Source organism: Pseudomonas sp. P20 (assembly GCF_016463925.1).
Taxonomy (GTDB): domain Bacteria; phylum Pseudomonadota; class Gammaproteobacteria; order Pseudomonadales; family Pseudomonadaceae; genus Pseudomonas; species Pseudomonas aeruginosa.
This window is the reverse complement of sequence record NZ_JAEMVM010000029.1, coordinates 42,376-64,496: the sequence shown is the minus strand read 5'-3', so window position 1 is coordinate 64,496 and position 22,121 is coordinate 42,376. Positions and strand designations below refer to the sequence as shown.

Annotated in this window: 18 protein-coding genes; 7 read left to right on the top strand and 11 right to left on the bottom strand. The window is 68.8% G+C overall.

Going from position 1 to position 22,121, the window contains the following annotated elements; genetic code table 11:
* Positions 1-8: 8 nt before the first annotated feature.
* The 11 genes from JHD77_RS27185 to JHD77_RS27135 all read right to left on the bottom strand — a co-directional run bounded on the left by JHD77_RS27185 (position 9) and on the right by JHD77_RS27135 (position 13,474).
* Positions 9-1,139, bottom strand: coding sequence for a sigma-54 interaction domain-containing protein (locus JHD77_RS27185; protein WP_003111445.1), 1,131 nt, complete (start codon positions 1,137-1,139; stop codon positions 9-11).
* Positions 1,136-2,320 (bottom strand): acyl-CoA dehydrogenase family protein, encoded by a 1,185-nt coding sequence (locus JHD77_RS27180; RefSeq protein WP_003104714.1) that lies wholly within the window; start codon positions 2,318-2,320, stop codon positions 1,136-1,138. Before JHD77_RS27180 ends, JHD77_RS27185 begins: the two co-directional genes overlap by 4 nt.
* Before the next feature lie 29 nt (positions 2,321-2,349).
* On the bottom strand, positions 2,350-3,495 hold the full coding sequence (gene ssuD, locus JHD77_RS27175; RefSeq protein ID WP_016852878.1) for an FMNH2-dependent alkanesulfonate monooxygenase: 1,146 nt from the start codon (positions 3,493-3,495) through the stop codon (positions 2,350-2,352).
* 9 nt (positions 3,496-3,504) lie between these two features.
* Positions 3,505-4,065 carry an FMN reductase gene (gene msuE / locus JHD77_RS27170; protein ID WP_003089470.1) on the bottom strand — a complete coding sequence of 187 codons (561 nt, stop codon included), beginning with the start codon at positions 4,063-4,065 and terminating at the stop codon, positions 3,505-3,507.
* Positions 4,066-4,224: 159 nt separating this feature from the next.
* A complete protein-coding gene (locus JHD77_RS27165) occupies positions 4,225-4,491 on the bottom strand; it encodes a hypothetical protein (RefSeq protein ID WP_003104712.1) in 267 nt (88 codons plus the stop codon).
* Between the two features lie 235 nt (positions 4,492-4,726).
* Entirely contained in the window at positions 4,727-5,812 is a 1,086-nt protein-coding gene (locus JHD77_RS27160) for a sigma-54 interaction domain-containing protein (RefSeq protein WP_003115339.1), read from the bottom strand.
* A gap of 109 nt (positions 5,813-5,921) precedes the next feature.
* Positions 5,922-7,022, bottom strand: coding sequence for a type VI secretion system protein TssA (gene tssA, locus JHD77_RS27155; protein WP_012614152.1), 1,101 nt, complete (start codon positions 7,020-7,022; stop codon positions 5,922-5,924).
* Positions 7,019-10,834, bottom strand: coding sequence for a type VI secretion system protein (locus JHD77_RS27150; RefSeq protein WP_031755547.1), 3,816 nt, complete (start codon positions 10,832-10,834; stop codon positions 7,019-7,021). Before JHD77_RS27150 ends, tssA begins: the two co-directional genes overlap by 4 nt.
* Positions 10,831-11,589: a DotU family type IV/VI secretion system protein gene (locus JHD77_RS27145; protein WP_031755548.1), complete on the bottom strand. Its 759-nt coding sequence runs from the start codon at positions 11,587-11,589 to the stop codon at positions 10,831-10,833. The genes JHD77_RS27150 and JHD77_RS27145 overlap by 4 nt, the downstream gene beginning before the upstream one ends.
* Positions 11,590-11,606: 17 nt before the next feature.
* Positions 11,607-12,938: a type VI secretion system baseplate subunit TssK gene (gene tssK / locus JHD77_RS27140; protein WP_003122697.1), complete on the bottom strand. Its 1,332-nt coding sequence runs from the start codon at positions 12,936-12,938 to the stop codon at positions 11,607-11,609.
* 59 nt (positions 12,939-12,997) lie between these two features.
* The gene (locus JHD77_RS27135; RefSeq protein ID WP_003124582.1) at positions 12,998-13,474 is read right to left on the bottom strand and encodes a hypothetical protein; all 477 of its coding nucleotides are present in this window, start codon (positions 13,472-13,474) and stop codon (positions 12,998-13,000) included.
* Between the two features lie 208 nt (positions 13,475-13,682).
* Here JHD77_RS27135 and tssB point away from each other — a divergent pair, with 208 nt between their 5' ends.
* From tssB to tssH, 7 genes are all read left to right on the top strand, one after another.
* A complete protein-coding gene (gene tssB / locus JHD77_RS27130) occupies positions 13,683-14,228 on the top strand; it encodes a type VI secretion system contractile sheath small subunit (protein WP_003089493.1) in 546 nt (181 codons plus the stop codon).
* Between the two features lie 22 nt (positions 14,229-14,250).
* Complete coding sequence (gene tssC, locus JHD77_RS27125; protein WP_003089494.1) at positions 14,251-15,735, top strand: type VI secretion system contractile sheath large subunit; 1,485 nt, start codon at positions 14,251-14,253, stop codon at positions 15,733-15,735.
* A 73-nt stretch (positions 15,736-15,808) separates the two neighbouring features.
* Positions 15,809-16,306, top strand: a complete 498-nt coding sequence (locus tag JHD77_RS27120; RefSeq protein ID WP_003089495.1) for an Hcp family type VI secretion system effector — start codon at positions 15,809-15,811, stop codon at positions 16,304-16,306.
* Between the two features lie 12 nt (positions 16,307-16,318).
* Positions 16,319-16,744, top strand: coding sequence for a type VI secretion system baseplate subunit TssE (gene tssE / locus JHD77_RS27115; RefSeq protein ID WP_003122696.1), 426 nt, complete (start codon positions 16,319-16,321; stop codon positions 16,742-16,744).
* Entirely contained in the window at positions 16,728-18,521 is a 1,794-nt protein-coding gene (gene tssF, locus JHD77_RS27110) for a type VI secretion system baseplate subunit TssF (RefSeq protein WP_191519444.1), read from the top strand. Before tssE ends, tssF begins: the two co-directional genes overlap by 17 nt.
* Positions 18,485-19,501: a type VI secretion system baseplate subunit TssG gene (gene tssG, locus JHD77_RS27105; protein ID WP_031755551.1), complete on the top strand. Its 1,017-nt coding sequence runs from the start codon at positions 18,485-18,487 to the stop codon at positions 19,499-19,501. The genes tssF and tssG overlap by 37 nt, the downstream gene beginning before the upstream one ends.
* A gap of 1 nt (position 19,502) precedes the next feature.
* Positions 19,503-22,052 carry a type VI secretion system ATPase TssH gene (gene tssH / locus JHD77_RS27100; RefSeq protein ID WP_023116883.1) on the top strand — a complete coding sequence of 850 codons (2,550 nt, stop codon included), beginning with the start codon at positions 19,503-19,505 and terminating at the stop codon, positions 22,050-22,052.
* The last annotated feature ends 69 nt before the right edge of the window (positions 22,053-22,121 follow it).

Sequence of the window (22,121 nt, the reverse complement as noted above, 5' to 3'; positions counted from 1 at the left end):
GCCTGAAGTCAGATCGACAACCGCACCGCCCGCTCGCCATCGATCCGCTGGCCACCGCGCTTGTTCACCACCAGCTCGCCGATGGCGATCAGCCGCGTGCGCGTGACGTTGCGGCTGAGTCCCAGCAGGTTGGCGGTATGCACCTGGTTGCCGTGGCAGAAACGGTACGCCGCGCGCAGCAGGGCATCTTCGACCCGCCCATGGAGGTTCTCGCCCTGCTCTTCGAACAGACGCTGGAAAGCCTGCTGCAACAAGTGCTCGGCGGCGCCGCTCGCCGGGCCCCCGCGCGCTAGCTCCTCGCCACGCTCCAGGCGCAGGTTGGACAGGTGCAGGTCATCCGCGCGGATCAGCCCGTCGCGGCAGATCAGCAAGGTATGGTGGATGACGTTCTCCAGCTCGCGGATGTTCCCCGGCCAGGAATAGGCACGCAACTTCTGCGCCGCCTCCGGGCTCAACTGGCTCTGGCCGTAGCCCAGGCGACGGCTGTACTCGGCGATGAAGTGGCGGGTCAGCGGCAGGATGTCGCCGGGTCGCTCGCGCAACGGCGACAGCTCCAGGCTGACGACATTGAGCCGGTAGTACAGGTCCTCGCGGAAGTGCCCGGCATTGATCGCCCGCTCCAGTTGCACGTTGGTCGCCGCCAGCACGCGCACGTCGATGGGGATGCTCTTGCGCGAACCCAGGCGCACCACCTCGCGCTCCTGCAACACACGCAGCAGCTTGACCTGGATCGGCATCGGCAGGTCGCCGATCTCGTCGAGGAACAGGGTGCCGCCGTTGGCTTCCTCGAACCAGCCGGCCTTGGCCGCCAGGGCGCCGGTGAAGGCGCCCTTCTCGTGGCCGAACAGCTCGGCTTCCACCAGTGACTCGGAGAAGGCCCCGCAGTTGACCGCCACGAACGGGCCGTTGCGCCGCGCGCTGAGGTTGTGGATATGCCGCGCCACCAGTTCCTTGCCGGTGCCGGTCTCGCCGATCACCAGCACGCTGGCCTCGCTCGGCGCCACCTGGCGCAGGTGTTCGAGCAGGGCCTGGGACTTCGGATCCTCGAAGACCTGGGCGGTGGCGCGGATCGAGGTCGCCAGGTTCGGCGAACGTGGCAGCGTCAGCAGCCGGTCGGGAGTACGGGTAGAAGCGTTCATGAGTAGAAGGTCGGTTGCGGCGGTGACTGGTTCAGCGCCCAGTCGCCCAGCTCGCGGATCTTGTAGTCCAGCGGGTCGTGCAGGGTCTGGGTGCGCAGGTTGCGCCAGTAGCGGTCCAGGCGCAGGGCGGCGTGAGTGGAGCGGGCGCCGGTGACTTCGAACATGCGGTTGCACAGGTCGAGGCCGTTGCGCGTCGCGGCGACCTTGGCGGCGGCGATGGCCAGGGCCAACTGGCCGCGCTCGCTGGCGTCCAGCGCCGGGCCCTTGGACCAGGCGGCGTCGAGGCGCTGCGCGGCGCGCTCGACCAGCGCCCGGGTGCTTTCCAGGCCGACCCAGAATTCGCCGTAGCGCGCCAGCACATAGGGGTCGGCATTGGCCTCGGCGACCTCGGAGCGGAACCACGGTCGCGCTTCGCGCAGGGTGTACTGGCGAGCCTCCTCGAAGGCGCCTTCGGCGATGCCGAGGAACACCTCGGTGAAGATCAACTGGGCGATCAGCGGCCGCAGGCAGGCGAACGGCGTGCTCAGCGGCCCGGGATCGAGCAGCAACTCGCTCTCCTCCACCCGCACCCGCTCGAAGATCGCGCTGCCGCTGTCGGTCTGCCGCTGGCCCATGTTGTCCCAATCCTGGCCCAGGCTGATACCGCTGCGCGCGGTGGGGATGGCGGCAATCAGCAGCGCCCCGCCCTCGCCGTCCAGTGCCGAGGCGATGAGCATCTCCGAATCGCGGGCGCCGGAGCAGAAGCTCTTCTTCCCGGAGAACTCGCGCCAGCCGTCGAAGCGCCGGGCCACGGTACGGTTGTCCAGCGGGTTCAGCGCGTTGCCCCAGAACCAGCGGTTGCGCGCGGTCAGCTCGAACCACGGCTGCCATTGCTCGGGCCGCGAGAACAGGCGCACGGTGGCCAGCATCAGGTGCTGGAAGCCATAGACGTGGGCGATCGAGCTGTCGACCCGGGCCAGTTCGCGCACGGTTTGCAGGGTTTCGCTCCAGCTCGCCCCCAGGCCGCCGTATTCGCGCGGGATGATCAGCGACAACAGGCCGCTGCGGCGCAACGCGTCGCGCTCGGCCTTCGGGGTACCGCCGGCGACGTCGCGCTCGGCGGCGTTCTCGGCGAAATCGGCGGCCAGGCGCCGGGCGATCTGCAACGGCGTTTGCGCCTCGGGGCGGGTCTTCGCATTCACAGGGGGTTTCTCCTCGGGGGCCCGGCTGCTCAAGCGCCGGCGCGAGCCGGCAGCACGTCGTTGGCGATCATTTCGCCGAACGGCCCGGTCAGGTTGGTCAGCCCACGGCCGGCCAGGCTGGCGTAGGGTTCGGGCAGCAGCGGGAAGACCAGTTCGGCGAAGCGGTAGGCCTCTTCCAGGTGCGGATAGCCGGAGAAGATGAAGCTGTCGATGCCGAGCTCGGCGTATTCCCCGATGCGCTCCGCCACCTGCCGCGGATCGCCGACCAGCGCGGTGCCGGCGCCGCCGCGCACCAGGCCGACCCCGGCCCAGAGGTTCGGCTGGATCTCCAGGCGATCGCGGCGGCCGCCGTGCAGCGCGGCCATGCGTCGCTGGCCTTCGGAGTCGAAACGGGCGAAGGACTGCTGCGCGGCGGCGATGGTCTCGTCGGAGATGTGTTCGATCAGCCTGTCCGCGGCGCGCCAGGCTTCTTCGGCGGTTTCGCGGACGATCACATGCAGGCGGATGCCGAACTTCACCGTACGCCCATGGCGAGCCGCTCGCTGGCGCACGTCGGCGATTTTCGCCGCCACCGCCGGCAACGGCTCGCCCCAGGTCAGGTAGACGTCCACCTGTTCGCCGGCCAGTTCGTGGGCGGCCTCCGAGGAACCGCCGAAGTACAGCGGCGGATAAGGCCGTTGCAGCGGCGGATAGAGCGCCTTGGCGTTCTCCACGTGGATGTGCTTGCCGTGGAAGTCCACCGCCTCGCCCTGCAGGACGCGCCGCCAGACCCGAAGGAACTCGTCGGTGAGCTCGTAGCGCTCGGCGTGGCCGAGATGGATGCCGTCGCCGCGGTTCTCGTCGGGATCGCCGCCGGTGACCACGTTGATCAGCAGGCGCCCGCCGGACAGGCGGTCGAGGGTCGCCGCCATCCGCGCCGAGACGGTCGGCGAAACGATTCCCGGACGGATCGCCACCAGGAAGCGCAGGCGCTCGGTCAGCGGCGCCAGCGCCGAGGCCACCACCCAGGAGTCCTCGCAGGAGCGTCCGGTGGGGATCAGCACGCCGTGATAGCCAAGGCTGTCGGCCGCCTGTGCCACCTGTTTCAGGTAAGGCAGCGAGACCGGCCGCGCGCCCTGGCTGGTGCCGAGGAAGTGGCCATCGCCGTGGGTCGGGAGGAACCAGAACACGTTCATCGGCGCACCTCAGGCGATCTTCAACAGTTCGGAGCGTCCGCCGAACAGCGGCGCGGCGCGCTCGGCGGCGAGGCGGATGCGCGCCTTCAGCGGCTCGCTGACGATCCGGTAGTTGTCGAAGTCGGCCTCGCTGGCGTAGACCCCGATGGGCAGGGTGATCGCCTGGAAGAAGCTGAACAGCGGGCGCAACTGGTGGTCGAGGACCAGCGCGTGGCGCTCGGTGCCGCCAGTGGCGGCGAGCAGCACCGGGGTGTCGATCAAGGCGTTGAGGTCGATCAGGTCGAACAGGTGCTTGAGCAGGCCCGGATAGGAGCCACGGTAGACCGGCGAGGCGACCAGCAGCAGGTCGGCGCTTTCGATCTCGTCGAGCACCGCCTGCAGTTCCGCCGGCGCCTGGTTGCGCGCCAGGGTAGCGCCCAGCGGCGCGGCGATGTCGGTCAGCTCGATGACCCGGCTGTCGATCGGCAACGACTGGCCAAGCTCGGCGATCAGGGCCTGGGTGAGTACCAGGGTGCGGGACGGGCGATAGGTGCCGCCGGAGACGGCGACGACTTTGAAGGGGCTGGTCATGGGATTTCCCTGTGGACTGTTGCGCTAGGTGCAGTGCCCTGGAGCAAGGGCCGTACCAACGGGGAAATGTGCATTTTCCGGGCAGTTGCGGCGGGTTTCCGGCCTCGGCCTGTCAGCCACGCAACAGCGCTGCTGTCCGACTGTTGCCCGGGCAACAGTTCAGTTCAGCTTGTAGGCCTGGAGCAGGAATATCTGGAATGCCCGCGCCGAATGCTGGTCGCCCGGCGGCAGAACGAACGGCGGCAGGCGCCCCTTGCGGCGCTTGACGTCGGCCCAGCGCTGGCCATTGCGCGAATGGAACTGGCAGAACGGCTGGTCGCCCAGGTAGAACACCCCCGGCCGCGGCTCGCGGATGCGCGGCCAGCGGCGCAGGCAATCCAGCAGCGGGCCTAGGTCGGCGAGTTGTTCCGGCGAACAGTACGGCATGCAGCGATCCTCTTCGCCGGGTCGGGAAACCAAGGTTGCTGTGACTGGAGGACCAGGCGGACTCGGCGCCGCCGGGAAAGCGGCTACCGGGAGCGAGCGACACAGGCGAGCGGAGCGAGGCATGGCGACGTCCCTGGTCCGGCCAACGAGATTCACCGCTCCGTTGTAGAACAGCCGCCGTCCGGGTTCTTGCCGGTTTTGTGGGGGAATTGTGAAAGACTGTAAAGCGCCACGCTCACTTGCCCACCAGCGAGACCACGTTGTGCCGTGGCGAGGTTTCCAGCTCGCCGATCTTCTCCAGGCGGGCGCGCACGATGTTGCGGCTGATCCCCAGCAAGCGTCCGGTCTGCAACTGGTTGCCGTGGCAGAAGCGATAGGCGGCACGGAACACGGTTTCCTCGATGTGCTCGTAGAGATCCTCGCGGTTTTCCTCGAACAGCGCCTGCAGCGCCGCCTCCAACGCCGAGCCGGCGGCGCTTTCGGGAGCGCGGCGCAAGCCGTTCGGCTCCTGGCGCGCACGCATGTCGATGAGGTGCAGGTCGGCCGGCTGGATCAGACGGTTGCGGCAGACCAGCAGCGCGTGGTGGATGGCGTTCTCCAGCTCGCGGATATTGCCCGCCCAGGAATGCCCGAGCAGCTTGCGCTCGGCTTCCGGGCTCAGGCTCGCGCTGGTGTAGCCGAGGCGCCGGCAGTGCTCGACGATGAAGTACTCGGCCAGCGGCAGGATATCGCCGCGGCGCTCGCGCAACGGCGGCAGTTGGATGGTCGCCACGTGCAGGCGGTAGAACAGGTCCTCGCGGAAGTGTCCGGCGACCACCGCGTCAGCCAAGTCGACGTTGGTCGCCGCCACCAGCCGCACGTCGATGGGGATCGGCCGGCGCGAACCGAGCCGCACCACCTCGCGTTCCTGCAGCACGCGCAGCAGCTTGACCTGGATGCTCGGCGGCAGGTCGCCGATCTCGTCGAGGAACAGGGTGCCGCCGTTGGCTGCCTCGAACCAGCCGGCCTTGCTCTGCAACGCACCGGTAAAGGCGCCCTTCTCGTGACCGAACAGCTCGCTCTCCACCAGGCTCTCGGCGAAAGCACCGCAGTTGACCGCGACGAACGGGCCGCCGTTGCGTCCGCTGAGGGCGTGGATATGGCGCGCCACCAGCTCCTTGCCGGTGCCGGTCTCGCCGATGACCAGCGCGTTGGCCTCGCTGGGCGCCAGGCGCTCGATGCGCTCCAGCAGCTCGCGGGAACGGGGGTCGTTGAACACCAGCACGGTGGCGCGCACCGATTTGGTCAGCTCGCGGGCGTGGGGATGGGTGATGACGGACATGCTGGGTTCCGAGCCGGGGAATGTGCGCCCATCTTGCCCCAGGAATCCATAGATTAAAAAATTCTGAATTCGTATTTATATATTCGAATAAAAAATATAACCCCGCTCATTAGGGCAGTACGCCAAGCAGCGACCAGACTCGGCGCGCCTCCGAGTCCGCATTGATCAGCTCCGCCAGCAACTCGCTCAGCGGCTTGTTGCCCCACTCCACCGCGCGCTTGATCAGGTAGGGAACCGGGCTGTGCGGCTCGGTGCGCGCCAGGTAGTCAGCGATCAGCAGCAATTGCCGGTAGGCGTCCTCGCGACTGGTCGGCCCGCCAGCCGGCCCGCTCGGCGCGCTCGCCGGGACGCTTTCCTCGCCGTCCGCGTCGCCTTCGCTGGCATCCGCCTCCGCGACCGGGGGCTGTTCTTCGGACAGCGGCGCTTGCGGGTGCATGGCGATGAACTCCTTGAGCAAGGCCAGCCATTGCGCGATGACCTCGCGCAATGGCTGGCAACTGGGGGCGAGTTCGCCCAGGCAGCGGTCGCACCACTGTTCCAGGCGCAGTAGTTGCTGCTGGCAGGCGAGCAGGCTGGCCTGCTTGCGCTGCCATTGCACCAGGGGCTCCGCGCGCAACGCTTCGTCTAGCTTCTTCTGCTGAAGTTGCGCCGCTTCCAGCGCCGCCTTGGCGCTCTTGCTGTCGCCGCTGGCGACCTGCTGGCGCTGCAACCTCTGCCAGGCATAGAGGGTGATCTCGGCGAACGCGCCCTGCCCCATCAGCGGCAGGCGCGTGTGCAGCAGCTCGGCATAGCGGCGCAACAGCCAGTCGATGGGCGGCACCCGCCACGACTGGTCGCCGTCCTGGGCTTGCGGATGCACCTCCTCGGGGTAGCGCTCGCAGAGTTCCGCCAGCAGCACCAGCGCGCGCTGCAATCCGCCCAGCCCGCCGCGTTGCAGCCAGGCCTCGCCGAGCCAGGCGGCGAGCATCAGGTCCTTGCTGCGCCGCTGCAACAGTTCGCTGGCCAACTGCTCCACCGCGGCCCAGTCGGCGCGCTTGGCCTCCGCTTGCCAGACGCCGGTCGGCAGGCTGCTGTCATCCTCCCGGCGCAACTCGCGCAGGCGGTCGTAGTCCGGGTCGTAGCGCAGGCTGGGGCCGCACGGCTGTCCGGGGTCGATCGGTTCGAGCAGCACTTCCAGGGACAGGGCGTTGCCGGAAAGAGGCAGGGTCATGGGGTACCTCCGGTGCTGGCGACGGTGGCCGGCAACAGCGTCGCGAACGGCGATTGCGGCGCGCGCACCGGCAGCGGCTGGATGGACAGCGGGGTCTTGCCGCCCAGGCTCATCAACGACAGGCGGAGGAACATCCGCGCCTCGTTTTCCGGGCTGTAAGGCGCATACACCGGCAGTTGCAGGACCAGCGGAAACTCCGTGTAGTCGACGTTCGGCGGGCGCTGCCGGGAGAAGTGCGCGCGCATCATGCGCAACAGCGCCCAGGAGCCCTGGTAGCTCCAGCCGGCCTCGAGGTCGGCCACCGCCAGGCTGGCCTGGCGCGGGTCGTCTGCCGGACGCTGCGAGCCGTTCTTCGCCCAGCGCAGCATGATTTTCAGCGGATCGCCGACATTCCAGGTCAGGCCCTTGTCCTGCGCGCCGGGGAAACGGCTTTCCTGGTCGCCCGAGTACAGGCTCCAGGCGATCACCTGGTCGGCGCCGCGTTCCAGGCTGCGGTCGCTGCGCCAGTCGATGTCCAGGGCGACGCCGAGCAGGCCCGACTTGTCGCGCTCGAACAGCGGGCCGAGCCAGCGCTGCGCCTGCTCCAGGCGGCGGACGAAGTCCTCGGCGGCCGGCAGGTCCGGCGAGCGAACCTGGGCCAGCCCTTCGCGCACCTGCGGCAAGCGCGTCTCCATCAGTTGCAGCAGGTGCCGCACCCGCCCCGGCTCGGCATCGGCCGCTTCCAGGCTGTAGGCGAACGGGAAGCGTCCGGCGAGGTACTGGTTGAAGTAGTCGGCGAGGTCCTTCCAGGCCTGCGCCGCCTGCTGCTGTTGCAACGACTGGCAGCGCCCGAGCGCGCCCTGGCGCAGGTCCACCAGGCGCGTCGCCAGGTCGCTGCGGCTGGACGGCAGGAGCACGCCGTTGAGAATGTCGGCGCAACTGCCGATGTCCATCTGGTTGAAATCGTTACCCACCAGCTTCGCCAACTGCGCCGCGGTGCTCGCCGGGTTGTCGGCCTTGAATTTCCGCAGTTCGGCGTTGAGCGCGCTGAAGCGCACGAACGCGTTGTAGTCGGCGGTGGCCAGGCTGGATTGCTGCGCCTGCAACCACTCCAGCGCCGGGGCGTGGCGTTCGGCGACGGCCGCCATGGCATTGAACTGGCTGTTCAGGCTTTGCTTCAGCTCGGCACTGTCCTGGGCGCGGAACATCTGCAGGCCGAAATTCGGCGCGCCCGACCAGCGGCTGAAATCGACCGGCTCGCGCAGCACCGCCTGCTCGTCGATGTCGCGCAGGGCCTGGCCGATATCGGCCACGGCCAGCGCGTTGAGGCTGAGCAGCAGGCGCGCGCCGGCCTGCAGGTCCTGCAACTCCAGCAGCGCCGCCTGCAACACCTGGACCTGCTTGACCTGCACGTCGAAACGCGAGGCATTGCGACTGGCCAGGCTACGACTGCGCGGCCCGAGGCTTTGCCACATGGCCTCGGTCGCCGCGCTGGCGGCGGCGTGCAGGACCGAATAGCGATAGCGCGGGTTGAGCGATGGCAGGGTGCTCTCGTAGTAGCCGGTGAAGTCGTTGAAGAAGCTCAACGCCTGAGTCACGCCGATATCGTCGATGCTCAGCAAGGAGTGGTCCGCCAGTGTCTTGTCCGCCAGGGCCACGGAGACGAAGTCCTTGGTCTTCAGGTCATCGATGGCGCGTTTCAGACCGAGCAGGTCATCGGCCAGCTTGAGCGTCGCCCCCTGTTTCACCAGCAGGCCGTCACCGGCAGCCTCCGGAGGCGCGATCCATTCGCTGCGAAACTGCTGCTGCAACTGCACGGTGAGGTTCTGCAGTTCCTCCACGCGGTTTCCCAGCAAGCTGCTTTGCTGGGCGCTCTTGAGCAGGTTCTGGTAGCCAGGGACGAGATCCTGGCCGACGCCATTGCCCCAGATCAGGTTGATGCGGTTGACCTGTTGCTGCAGGTGGTTGATCAATTCGCCGATCCCCAGCAACTGGGCCGCCGTGGCGTCTCGTTCCTGGCCGAGCTGCGCGAGTTCCTGGGTCAGGGCATTGCCGGTGCGTTCCAGGCTGTCGGTGAGGAAGTAGGCGTTCAGCCAGCGTGCCATCAGGTCATGGAAGTTATCCGCCGCCGTGGCGGCGACCCGGCCCAGGTCGAGGGCGGCGAGATCGGCCGGACGCTCGGCGAACAGCGTGCGGTTGTAATAGGCCAGGCGCGCCAGGCTGCCGGCGTTGTAGCTGCTGCCCAAGGCATCGTTACTCAGTTGCAGAAGGTCGTCGAGCGGCGTCCTGCGGTTGTCGATGGCCTGGGCGAACAAGCGATTGTGGCGCTCCAGCGTAGTGGCGCGGGCGACCAGGTCCTTCGCCGCCAGGTAGTCCTTCCACTGGCTGGGGTCGTCGCCCTCCTTCAGGCCGGGTTGGCCATCGCTGCGGATCGCCCGCAGGTCGCTCGCCTCGCCTTCCAGCAGGCTGCGCAGCGGTCGCACCAGCAGGCGCTCGGAAACGCGGCGATACGCGTTGTCGATACGTGCATCCAGGGAGGAAAACCAGGAACTGGGAAACGCCAGCGAAGTGAAGCGCCAGCGCGGCGCCTGTGACACCAGTTGCCACCAGGCCTGGACGTTCTGCCGGACCTGGGCGGCGCGCCGAGTGTCGTCGTCGAGCGGCTGGTAGCGCTCACTGGCGCCATGCAGCAGTTGCGACAGTTCACCGGCGTCGCGCAGCGCGTCGCGCCAGACCCAGGTCATCAGGCCGCCCCAGAGCAGGCACAGGCACAACGCGGCGAGGCCGATCCCGCGCTGCCAGCGCTGGCGCAGCTGGAGGATGCGCGGCACCGCCTGGGCCAGGCCTTCCTCGGCAAGGATCCGCCGTGCCCACAGTTGGCTGGCGAAGCTGCTGCGCCGACGCGGCGCGTCGACCGCCGGCAGGACTTCGTCGGCTGCCGCGCCCGCCGCCTCGCTGCCGCTCAGGTAGAGACCGCGAAAGCGCGGCGCCTCGCCCCTGGCGTTGCCCTGGAAGACCGGTTCGAGCAGCGCCTGCAACGAACCGCGGAGGCTTTCCAGGCGTGGCGGCAGGCAATACAGCTCATTGTCCACCTGGCCGCGCAAGGTACCGAGTTCGACGATCGACTCGGTCAGGGTGGCGGTGATTTCCTCCAGCGCCTGCTCGCACCAGCGCGACTGCCAGGCCGCTTCGGCGGCGAACGGCGAGGACCAGCCGAGGGCGCGCTCGCGCGCCTCCTCGGGCAGCGCCGCGAGAAGTTCCTGGAAGCCAGGCAGGTCTTCCATGCCAGTGATCACCACGTAAACCGGCAGGCTCAGGCCAAGGCGCTGGGTCAGTTCCACGTAGCGACGGCGCGCGGCGAGGCCGAGGTTGGCCGCCTGCTCGCCATCCTGCAGCCGCGCCAGCGGAATGTTCCAGACCACTCCGTCCAGCGCGCGCCTGCCACGCAGGCGCAGGAACAGACGCAACAGGCGCAGCCAGGCGCCGCTTTGCCGGCGCAGGCCCTCGTCGGGCAGGAACACCGACTCGGGCACCAGCAGGATCGCCCCCTCGCCGTCCGACCACCAGCGGCCGAACCAGGCCGGGCGCGCCACCGGCAGCAGACGCCAGGTGGAGCACAACTGCTCGCCCTCGGTCTCGTTGCCGAGCATCAGCAGCCACGGCGCTTCGTAGCGGCCCTGCCAGCCCTGCTCGCGCTCCATCTGCCGGACCGCCGCGTAGAAGCTGCGGATCTCCGTACCACCGCGGGTTCGCCACCACCAGCCCAGCGCCCCCAGCAGCAGCGCCAGCAGCACCAGGAGGAGAACCAGCATGAACAGGGTCGCGCCGCTCATGGCGCCTGCTCCGCATCGGCCAGGTGGGTCACCGCCGCCATTTCGTGCTGGATGTCGCGCCAGAACAGGTGTCCGATACCGCTCATCAACAGCACCAGCCCGAGCATCGCCAGGCCCAGGCGGAAGCCGTCCGGCAGCGCTGCGCGCACCGGCAGACGCCGTGGCGGCGCAGCGGCGGGCTGCTCAAGGCGACGGCCGAGGTCGGCGGCGTCCGCCTCGCGCTGCCAGGCGAAGGCGAACAACGCCTGCCGCCACTTCTCGTGCAGCGCCTCGCCGCGCGGCCCGCGCAGGCGACCGCGGAAGCCGAGGATCAGGCATTGCAGGTAGACGTTGGCCAGGTCGCGACTGGCCGGGGCGCGTTCGTCGAGCAGGCGCTTGATCGCCAGCGGCAGGTATTCGCCCGCCTGGCGACTGCCGTAGAGATGCGACTCCAGCGGTTTGTCCTGCCAGGCGCCCTGCCCCGGCCAGGCGCTGAAGACCAGGGTCTCGTCGACCAGGGCGACGAAGGCATAGACCATCGCCTTGACCTGCACGCCCGCCGCGTCGCCGACGCTGGCGAAGGCGCTGCGCCACAGACGCCGGGTGATGCGGGTGGACAGTTCGAGGGCGCGCTCGACCATCCGTGGCACATCCTGGGCGTCCCGGTCGAGGGCGCCCCAGGCCTCCAGCCATTCCTGCCAGGCCTGGCGGAATGCCGTGCTGAGCGGCTGCTCCTGGTACGCCTGGGAAAAAGACCCTGCACTCCCTTCGGGCATTGGCGGCTCCTTCCTGTCTAGGTGTTGTCGCTGCCGTCGGCGACGAACAGCACGATCTGCCAGGGACTGCTGGCGACCCCGCTGACCGGCGCGACGATGCGCAGCGGCTGGCCGGCATCGAACCAGTCGCCGGCACCCTGCACGACGAACAAACGGGTGTCGTCGCCAACGCTGTAGGCCACCTGTTCCTGGCGATTCATCGGCTGCCGCGGCAGCCCGCTCATGCGTTGCCGGGCGAGCAACGGCAGGTGCGGGTCGGAGGCGACGATGGCGCGCTCCAGCCAGTCAGCCGCCGCCTGTTCGCCGGCGCCGGCGGGCATCCGCAGGCCGACCACCAGGCGCTGACGCGGTGCCGGATCGGGCAGGCGCACGGAAAATACCTGTTCCTCCTGCTCGAACGGCAGGCAGCGGTAGCCCGCGCGGATCGACTCGATGGCGCGCTCCAACCAGTCCAACAGCGGCTCGTAGCCACGCCGCAGGTCGAGGAAGTCGAGCGCTTCGAAGGCCGGCACGCCGGCCAGCGGATCGAGCGCCGCCCAGGCACCGGCCAGGCCCAGCAGGCTGCCGTGCAGGGCCAGCGGCGAGGCCGCACGGCTTGCCAGCAGGCCTTCGACCTCCGGCAGGCGGGTCCAGAGCGCGGCAAGCTGGCGACGGATTTCCACCGCGTCGTCCTGGTTGCCCGCCTGCTGCGCCAGGCGCAGGCGCCCGCCGAGGAACAGCGCCTTCTCCCGGGCCCGCGCGCAAAGCGACTGCACGCGTCTGCCCAGGGGCGACTCCGGCAGGATCAGTGGCGTCGGCGGGACGTAGGGCAGGCTGACATAGGCGCCGCCCTCCTTCGCCACGCGCAGCAACGGCAGGCACACGGAGTCGGCCTTGCCGTCGTCGCCGACCAGCCGCAGCGACGCTCGCCAGACGGTGATCGGCTCGGGGTGCTCGCCGCTGGCCAGGTCCGGCAGCGGCGCGCCGACCCGCGATTGCAGACGGCCCTTCAGCGGCAGCAACTGACCCGCCCGCCACAGCGGACTGACCGCCAGGTGGACGTTCAGCAGCGGCCCTTCGGCGGCCGCCAGCGCTGTCTCCAGATCGAACTCCAGCGGCGCGTCGACACCAGCCTGCACGCTCACCGGCAGGCCGTCGGGCAGGATCGCTTCGAGGTGCAGGACCCGCACTTGGCCGGCGCACAACGCCGAGGGGTCCAGTTCCAGGGCGGTCACTCCCCAGAACCAAGGGTTGCAGGCCTGTCCGATGCGCGCCGCCAGCGCCTCGGCACGCAATCCCTGCAACTGGAAATGCTGGGGAAGCAGTTGCATCCCTTCGTGCCAGCACACCGCGTCAGGCAGAACACTCATACGACTCCCCTTCGACGTCCTACGTTGTCGTGCACGACGGTCGCTCGCCTGCCCCTCCGCTAACGCGTGGCGGGATCGTTGACCAGTCGCATTTCCCGGGTATCCAGACGCAGCCAGACGCGCTGCTGCTGGTCGAGGCGCAAGCGGTGCGCGCCGGGTGTGTTATAGCCGGCGAAGACCAAAAGTCCAGTTGCGCGGTCGCCGCGCAAGGGGAAGGACTCCGACTCGATGAACTGCCCCGGGACCAGCTCCAGGCTCCATACCGCGAACTGCTGCCGGTAGTCGCGGCGGTACTGCTCGCGATTGGCGAACCACTGGCTGGCCGGCAGTCCGGCCAGTTCCTTGAACAGCTCCGCATCCTTCACCGCGACGAAATCCACGGCGATCGGCGAGTCGTCGTTGGCGCGCGCGGCGACATCCAGGGTCAGCCGCTGCAACTCGACCCGCGGCGCGAAGAAATACGAGCAGCCGGCCAGCGCCAGGATCGCCAGCGCCAGGGAGAGTTTCCGACATATGGTGAAACATCCGTGCTTCATGGGAGTCCAATGAAAATTTTATTTTGCAAATCCATAGACCTGTTCTAGCGTCTTTTGTAGTTCGTCGCCAGTGACGGACCAGAGGGATCGCCAAGGACAGGTTCTGCGCCGTTTTCCCTGTCATGCCTGTGATCCAGCAAGGGACTGCGATGATCAGGGCATCCCCCCGATGCATTGCTCCCCCACCATTGCATCGGAGTCAGCCGCCATGGCCGAGAGTACGCAGCACAAGCTGGACCGGGTGCGCCCGCCGCGCGTGCAGATCACCTACGACGTCGAGATCGGCAACGCCATCGAGAAGAAGGAGCTGCCCCTGGTGGTCGGCATCCTCGCCGACCTCTCCGGCAAGCCGGATACCCCGCCGGCGAAGCTGGTCGAACGGCGTTTCGTCGACATCGACCGCGACAACTTCAACGAGATCCTCTCCTCCATCTCTCCCCGCGCCACCCTGCAGGTCGACAACACCATCAGCGGCGACGACAGCAAGCTGAACGTCGAGCTGCGCTTCAACCACATCGAGGACTTCGACCCGGTCAACCTGGTGAAGCAGGTGGTCCCGTTGCGTCGCCTGTTCGAGGCGCGCCAGCGCCTGCGCGACCTGCTGACCAAGCTCGACGGCAACGACGACCTCGACCAGTTACTGCAGGACGTGGTGGCCAACACCGAAGGCCTGCAGGAAATCAAAGCGGCCCGCCCGGAAGCCGAAGCGGCCCCGGCCGGCGACAGCGAACCCCCGGCCGACCAGCCGGCCTGACCCTCTTCCCGGAGAAGCCGCCATGCCCAAGTCATCCGCCGCCGAACAATCCGGCGAGAGTTCGACCCAGACCCTGTCCCTGCTCGACGAGATCATCGCCAAGGGCCGCATGGCCCACGACGACAGCCAGCAGGACTATGCCCGCGACATGCTCGCGGAATTCGCCACCCAGGTCCTCGACGAGGGCATGGCCGTCGACAAGGACACCGTGGCGATGATCAACGACCGCATCAGCCAGATCGATGCGCTGATCAGCGACCAGCTCAACCAGATCATCCACCACCCCGAGTTGCAGAAGCTGGAAGCCTCCTGGCGCGGCCTGCACCAACTGGTGAGCAACACCGAGACCAGCGCGCGGCTCAAGCTGCGCCTGCTGAACGTCGGCAAGAACGAACTGCAGAACGACCTGGAGAAGGCGGTCGAGTTCGACCAGAGCGCACTGTTCAAGAAGATCTACGAAGAGGAATACGGCACCTTCGGCGGACACCCCTTCAGCCTGCTGATCGGCGACTTCACCTTCGGTCGCCATCCGCAGGACATCGGCCTGCTGGAGAAGCTGTCGAACGTCGCCGCGGCTGCCCACGCGCCGTTCATCGCCGCCGCCAGCCCACGCCTGTTCGACATGAACAGCTTCACCGAACTGGCCGTACCGCGCGACCTGACCAAGATCTTCGAGAGCCTGGAGCTGATCAAGTGGCGCGCCTTCCGCGAGAGCGAGGATTCGCGCTACGTGTCCCTGGTGCTGCCGAACTTCCTCCTGCGCCTGCCCTACGGCCCGGAGACGCGCCCGGTGGAAGGCATGAACTATGTCGAGGACGTCAACGGCACCGACCACTCCAAGTACCTCTGGGGCAACGCCGCCTGGGTCCTGGCGCAGCGCATCACCGAGGCCTTCGCCAAGTACGGCTGGTGCGCGGCGATCCGCGGCGCGGAAGGCGGCGGCGCGGTCGAGGGCCTGCCGGCGCACACGTTCCGCACCAGCTCCGGCGACCTGTCGCTGAAGTGCCCGACCGAGGTGGCGATCACCGACCGCCGCGAGAAGGAACTCAACGATCTCGGCTTCATTTCCCTGTGCCACAAGAAGAACAGCGACGTGGCGGTGTTCTTCGGCGGCCAGACCACCAACAAGGCCAGGCTCTACAACACCAACGAGGCCAACGCCAACGCGCGCCTGTCGGCGATGCTGCCGTACGTGCTGGCGGCATCGCGCTTCGCCCACTACCTGAAGGTGATCATGCGCGACAAGGTCGGCAGCTTCATGACCCGCGACAACGTGCAGACCTACCTGAACAACTGGATCGCCGACTACGTGCTGATCAACGACAACGCACCGCAGGAAATCAAGGCGCAGTACCCGCTGCGCGAGGCGCGGGTGGATGTCAGCGAGGTGGCCGGCAAACCGGGGGCCTACCGCGCCACGGTGTTCCTCCGGCCGCACTTCCAGCTCGAGGAACTCAGCGCGTCGATCCGCCTGGTCGCCAACCTGCCGCCGCCGGTAGCGGCGTGAGTCCGCCCCCGCCGGCAGCGCCGGCGGGGCGCCCTTCCCGTTCCAGACAGCCCCTCTCCAGGAGTCAGATGCGATGGATGCGATCATTCTCGATTTCGGCAGCGACATCAAAGGCGACAGCCTGCTCGTCGGCTACGAAAACAAGATCGAAATCATGTCCTACAGCCACAACGTGGCGATGCAGGTCACCAACGACGTCAGCAACTCGGAGCGCACCTCCGGCAAACCCCACGTCGGCGAATTCACCCTCACCAAGTTCATCGACACCTCGACCCCGACCCTCAACGAGTATTGCTGCGCCGGCAAGCCGATCGCCGAGGCGACCATCACCATCGGCCGCAACGCCGCCGAGGGCAACGGGCAGATCATGCCCTTCATCGTCTACACCCTGAACAACGTGGTGCTCTCCAACGTCAGCGTCAGCGGCGGCGCCGGCGGCAAGCCGGTGGAGACCCTGTCGCTGAACTTCACCAAGATCAAGTGGGAGCTGACCGCGCAGAAGGACGACGGCACCAAGGAAGGCACGGCCGCCTCGACCTGGGACCTGGCCGCCAACCAGCTGGTCAAGTGACCGGGCGCCGACATGTCCGGAGCCCTGCCGCCGCTGTTCGAGCGCCTCAGCGCCGAGGCCGACGAACGTCCCGCGTTCGACGACCGGGCGCTGGCCGAGTCGGTCCGCGGCGAGCTGCTGCGCCTGCTCAACACACGGCGCCCGGCGAATGCGCGCAGCGGCATCCTCGCCTACGGGCTCGCCGACTGGACCGCCGTGCAACGCCTGCGCGCCGAGGACCGGCGCCAGCTGGCGCGCGAGGTGCGGGCGGCGGTCGAGCATTTCGAGCCGCGCCTGCAACTGGCCGAGGTCGAGGTCGAACCTGACCCGGGCAATCCGCAGCGCCTGCGTATCCAGCTCGGCGGCAGCCTGCGCAGCGGGTCGCGCCTGACGCCTGCGCTATTCGTCATCGAACAGGGCAGCGATGGCCTTGAGGTGCGCCATGAGCGATTCGATTGATGCCGACCTGCTCGACTACTACCAGCGCGAGCTGACCTGGCTACGGCACGCCGGCGGCGCCTTCGCCGAGCGCTATCCGAAGGTCGCCCGGCGCCTGCAACTGGCTCCCGGCGAATGCCCCGACCCGCACGTCGAGCGTCTGCTGGAAGGTTTCTCGCTGCTCACCGCGCGCCTGCAACGGCGCCTCGACGACGACTACGCAGAGTTCAGCGACGCCCTCCTCGAACAGCTCTACCCCCTGGCGCTGCGCCCGCTGCCGTCCTGCGCGATCGTCCAGTTCGAACCGGACCCGACCCAGGGCAGCCTCGCCGAGGGCTACCGGCTGCCGCGCGACACCGCGCTGTTCGTCACCACCCGTGGCGGCGACAGCGTGCATTTCCGTAGCAGCGCCGAGGCGACCCTGTGGCCGCTGGCGATCGACGAGGCGAACCTGCTCGGCGGCGAGGAGGCGCAAGCCCTGACCGGAGTCGGCGCCGCCCGCTCGGCGTTGCGCCTGAGCCTGCGCTGCCTGGGCGAGTACCGCTGGGACGAACTGTCGATCGAGCGCCTGCGCATCCACCTGGCGGCTTCGCCGATGGGCTGCGCGATCCTCTACGACCTGCTCGCCGCGCATACCGTGCAGGTCATGGCGGGGGCGCCCGGCACGCCGCCGGCGGCGCTCCGCGGACTGCCGGAGATCGTCGGCTTCGCCGCCGACGAGGCGCTGCTGCCGGAGGAAGACGGCGGACATCCGGGCCTGCGCCTGCTCGCCGAGTACTTCGCCTTCCCCGACAAGTTCCACTTCTTCGACCTGCCACTGTCCGGCGCGCTCGCCGACGGACAGACGCTCTACCTGTACCTAGTCTTCGATCGCGCACCGACGGCACGCCTGCATTTGCAGGCGGAAGACTTCCAGCTCGGCTGCGCGCCGGCGATCAACCTCTTTCCGCGGACCTCGGAGCCGCTGCGCCCGGACGGCACCCGCAGCGAGTACCGCCTGGTCGCCGACAGTCACCGCGAGAACAGCGTGGAAATCCATAGCATCCGCGCCGTGCGCTCGGTTGCCGGGAGCACCGTGCAGCCAGTCCCGGCCTACTATGGCTGCCGCCACGACAGCCACCTCGGCACGCTCTACTGGCACGCCCGGCGCATCGCCGGGCTGACCCCGAACCGGCTGGGCAGCGATCTGCTGCTGAGCCTGGTGGATACCGGCTTCGACCCGTTGCGCGAGACCCCGGCCTTCAGCCTGACCGCCGAGCTGCTATGCACCAATCGCTATCTGGCCGAGCGCCTGGGTGCCGGCACCGCGCTGGGCTTCGAACGGCCCGGGCCGGTCGCCGCCGCACGCCTGCGCAACGCGCCCAGCGCGCAGAGCCAGCCGCGCCTGGACGGCCAGTCGCGCTGGAGACTGGTCTCGCAGCTGACCCTCAACCACCTCTCGCTGGTGGAAGGTCCGCGCGCCCTCGAAGCCCTGCGGGAAATCCTCGCCCTGCACAACCTGCGCGACGATGCCAGCGCCCGCCGGCAGATAGAAGGGCTGAGGCAACTCGACTGCCAGCGGGTGGTGGCGCACGTCGGCGAGGATGCCTGGCGCGGCTGGCGCAATGGCCTGGAAATCCGCCTGCAACTCGATCCGCAACACTTCGTCGGCGCCAGCGGCGTGCTGTTCTCCGCCGTGCTGGCGCAGTTCTTCTCGCTGTATGCCACCGCCAACCGCTTCGTGCGCACGGTCCTGGTGGAAGCCGACAAGGAGGTGAAGACATGGCAACCCCAGGCCGGCTCGCCGCTCTCCCTCTGAGTCAGCGGCTGCGCCGCACGCCGCAGCGCTTCGAACTGTTGCAGGCGCTGCTGCTGCTCGAACGCGAGCGTCCCCAGGCGTTGCCGCTGGGCACCGGCAACGCGCCGCGGGCGGAGGCCCTGCGCCTGCGCGGGCCGCTGTTGCCGCTGTTCGCCTCGAGCGAGGTGGAAAGCCTGCTCGACGACCCGCAGCAACCGGTGCTGTCCACCCCGGTGTTCGGCCTCGGCGGACCCGACGGCCCGTTGCCCTATGCCTACCAGGAATGGCTGCAACAACGCGCCCGGCAGAAGGACCATGCCGCCGCCGAGTTCCTCGACCTGTTCCAGCACCGCCTGCTCAGCCTGCTCTACCGGGTGCTGCGCAAGCATCGCGTGGCGCTCGGTTTCGCGGTGCCGGCGGCGACCCCGGTGCAGGCGCAGCTACGCGCCCTCAGCGGCCTGTTGCCGAAAGCCCTGCAAGAGCGCCTGGCGCTGCCGGACAGCGCGGTACTGGCACGCACCGCGCTGTTCGCCGGCGGGCGTCGCTCCCTGGCCGGCTTCGCCGGCCTGGTGCGCCAGCATTTCGGCGTGGAGGCACGGCTGGACGCCTACCAGGGCGCCTGGAAGGAAATCCCCGCGGCCAGCCGCAGCCGGCTGCAACGCGGCGGACGCAACCTGCGCCTGGGTCGCGACGCCATAGCCGGCACGCGCACCTGGGACGAGCACGCCGGCATCGCCCTCAGTCTCGGTCCGCTGGATGCCCGCGAAGCCGCCCGCTTCTTCCCCGACGGCGACGCCCATGGCCAGCTGGCCAGCCTCGCCGCGCTGTACTTCGGCCCCGACCTGGATTGTCGCCTGAGCCTGCTGGTGAGCGGCGGCGCGCCGCTGCGCCTGGAGCGCGGTGCACCGCCCAGGCTGAGCTGGAACACCGGCCTGCGGCGCGTCGAAGACGGCCAGCGGCAGCGCATCGATCTCGACCTGCGGCAGCCGGAGGTAGCCTGAAATGGAACTCGCCGCCCTGATCGGCCGCCTCAACCCTGACTGTCGCCGCGCCCTGGAGCGCGCCGCGCAACGCTGCCTGCAACGCACCCATCATTACGTAGAGATCGAGCACCTGCTGCTGGAGCTGCTGGACATCGACGGCGGCGACTTCGCCTGCCTGCTGCCGCGCTTCGGCCTGGAGCGCGACGCCCTGGTCGCCGAGATCAACCTGTCGCTGGAGCTGTTCAAGGCCGGCAATACCCGCACTCCGGCGCTGTCCGCGCACACCATCGGCCTGCTCGAAGACGCCGTGGTCCACGCCAGCGTGCTCGGCCAGGCGCAGATCCGTTCCGGCCTGCTGCTGCTCGCCCTGCTCGACCGCGAGGAGCGCCGCGCCCTGCTGCTGAACAGCGCGTCGTCGCTACTGCGGATTCCCCACGAGGCCTTGCAGGCCAACCTGCTGGAGTGGATCCAGGTCTCCCGCGAACAGCCGCCCGCGCCGAACCGCCCGGCGGCAGGCGGCGACAAGCCGGAAAGCGCCCCGGACCCGCTGCTCGACCAGTACACCCAGGACCTCACCGCCGAGGCCCGCGCCGGGCGCATCGACCCCATAGTCGGGCGCGACGGGGAAATCCGCCAGTGTGTCGACATCCTCCTGCGCCGGCGGCAGAACAACCCGATCCTGGTCGGCGCGCCGGGCGTCGGCAAGACCGCGGTGGTCGAGGGCCTGGCCCTGCGCATCGCCGCCGGCGAGGTGCCGCCGTCGTTGCAGGAGGTGATCCTGCGGGTGCTCGACCTCGGCCTGTTGCAGGCCGGCGCCAGCATGAAGGGCGAGTTCGAGCAGCGCCTCAAGGGCGTGATCGACGCCGTGCGCAACAGCGCGCAGCCGATCATCCTGTTCATCGACGAGGCGCACACGCTGATCGGCGCCGGCGGCGCGGAAGGCGGCAGCGACGCCGCCAACCTGCTCAAGCCGGCCCTGGCGCGCGGCGAGTTGCGCACCCTGGCGGCCACCACCTGGCTGGAATACAAGAAATACTTCGAGAAGGACCCGGCGCTGACCCGGCGCTTCCAGTTGGTCCAGGTCGAGGAGCCGGACGAGGCCACCGCCGTGGAGATGCTGCGCGGCGTCGCCGGCAAGCTGGAACTGCATCACGGCGTGCAGATCATGGACGCGGCCATCGTCGATGCGGTGAAGCTGTCGCACCGCTACATCTCCGGCCGCCAGTTGCCGGACAAGGCGATCAGCGTGCTCGACACCGCCTGCGCGCGGGTCGCCCTCGGCCAGCACGACGTGCCGCCGCCGCTGGAAAGCCTGCGCCATCGCGAGCAGGCGCTGGAAGAGGAATTGCAGCGGCTGCGCCGGGAACAGGCCACCGGCCTCGACCACAGCGCGCGTATCACCGCCCTGGAAAGCGAGTCGGGCGATAACCGCCGGACCATCCGCGAGCTGGAGACCCGCTGGGACGAGGAACGCGAAGCGGTGCGCGAACTGCTCGACATCCGCCGCGAACTGCTGGCCCTCAGCGAAAGCGCCGACGCGGCCAAGCCCGACGAGGAACTGGACGGTCGCATCGACCACCTGGCCGCCGAACTGGCGCGCCTGGCGGCCGGCCTCGAAGCCATCCGCCAGGACGACCCGCTGGTTCCCGAGCAGGTGGACTCGCGTACCGTGGCCGCGGTGATCGCCGGCTGGACCGGCATCCCGGTGGGCAAGATGCTCGCCGACGAAGCCCACGCCATCCGTTCCCTGGCGCAACGAATGGGCCAGCGGGTGATGGGCCAGGAGGCCGCCCTGGGCGCCATCGCCCAGCGCATCCAGGCCTATCGCGCCGGACTCAGCGACCCGGCCAAGCCGGTCGGCGTATTCCTCCTGCCCGGCCCCACCGGCGTGGGCAAGACCGAGACCGCCTACGCCCTGGCCGACGCCCTCTACGGCGGCGAACGCAACCTGATCAGCATCAACCTCTCCGAGTACCAGGAGGCCCACACCGTCAGCCAGCTCAAGGGCGCCCCGCCCGGCTACGTCGGCTACGGCAGCGGCGGCGTGCTCACCGAAGCGGTGCGCCGCAAGCCCTATTCGGTGGTGCTGCTGGACGAGATCGAGAAAGCCCATCCGGACGTGCTGGAAGCCTTCTACAACGTGTTCGACAAGGGTGTGATGGAAGACGGCACCGGCCTGGTGGTGGACTTCAGGAACACCGTGATCCTCGCCACCAGCAACGTCGGCGCCGAACTGCTGCTGGACAGCCCGGCCGAACAGGTCGCCACCCCGGCCTTCGACGAGCGCCTGCGCAAAGTCTTGCTGCAAACCTTCCGCCCGGCGTTCCTCGCGCGCATGACCGTGGTGCCTTACCGGCCGCTGGAGGAAGCCACCCTGGAAGGCATCGTCGTGGCCAAGCTGGAAAAACTGCGGGAACGCTACAAGGCCGCTACCGGCAAACAGTTCGACTTCGACCCGGCCATCGTCAAGGCCGTGCTCGCCAAGTGCAGCGCGGCGGGCGCGCGGGATATCGAGAACGTGCTGATGGCGCAGGTGACGGGGAAGTTGGCGGAGTGGGTACTCGAATGAGCGTCCCGAGGCATCGCGGCATCCGCCCGTTTCCGATGGAGAACGTATCGGCTAGAGAACAGCGGACGA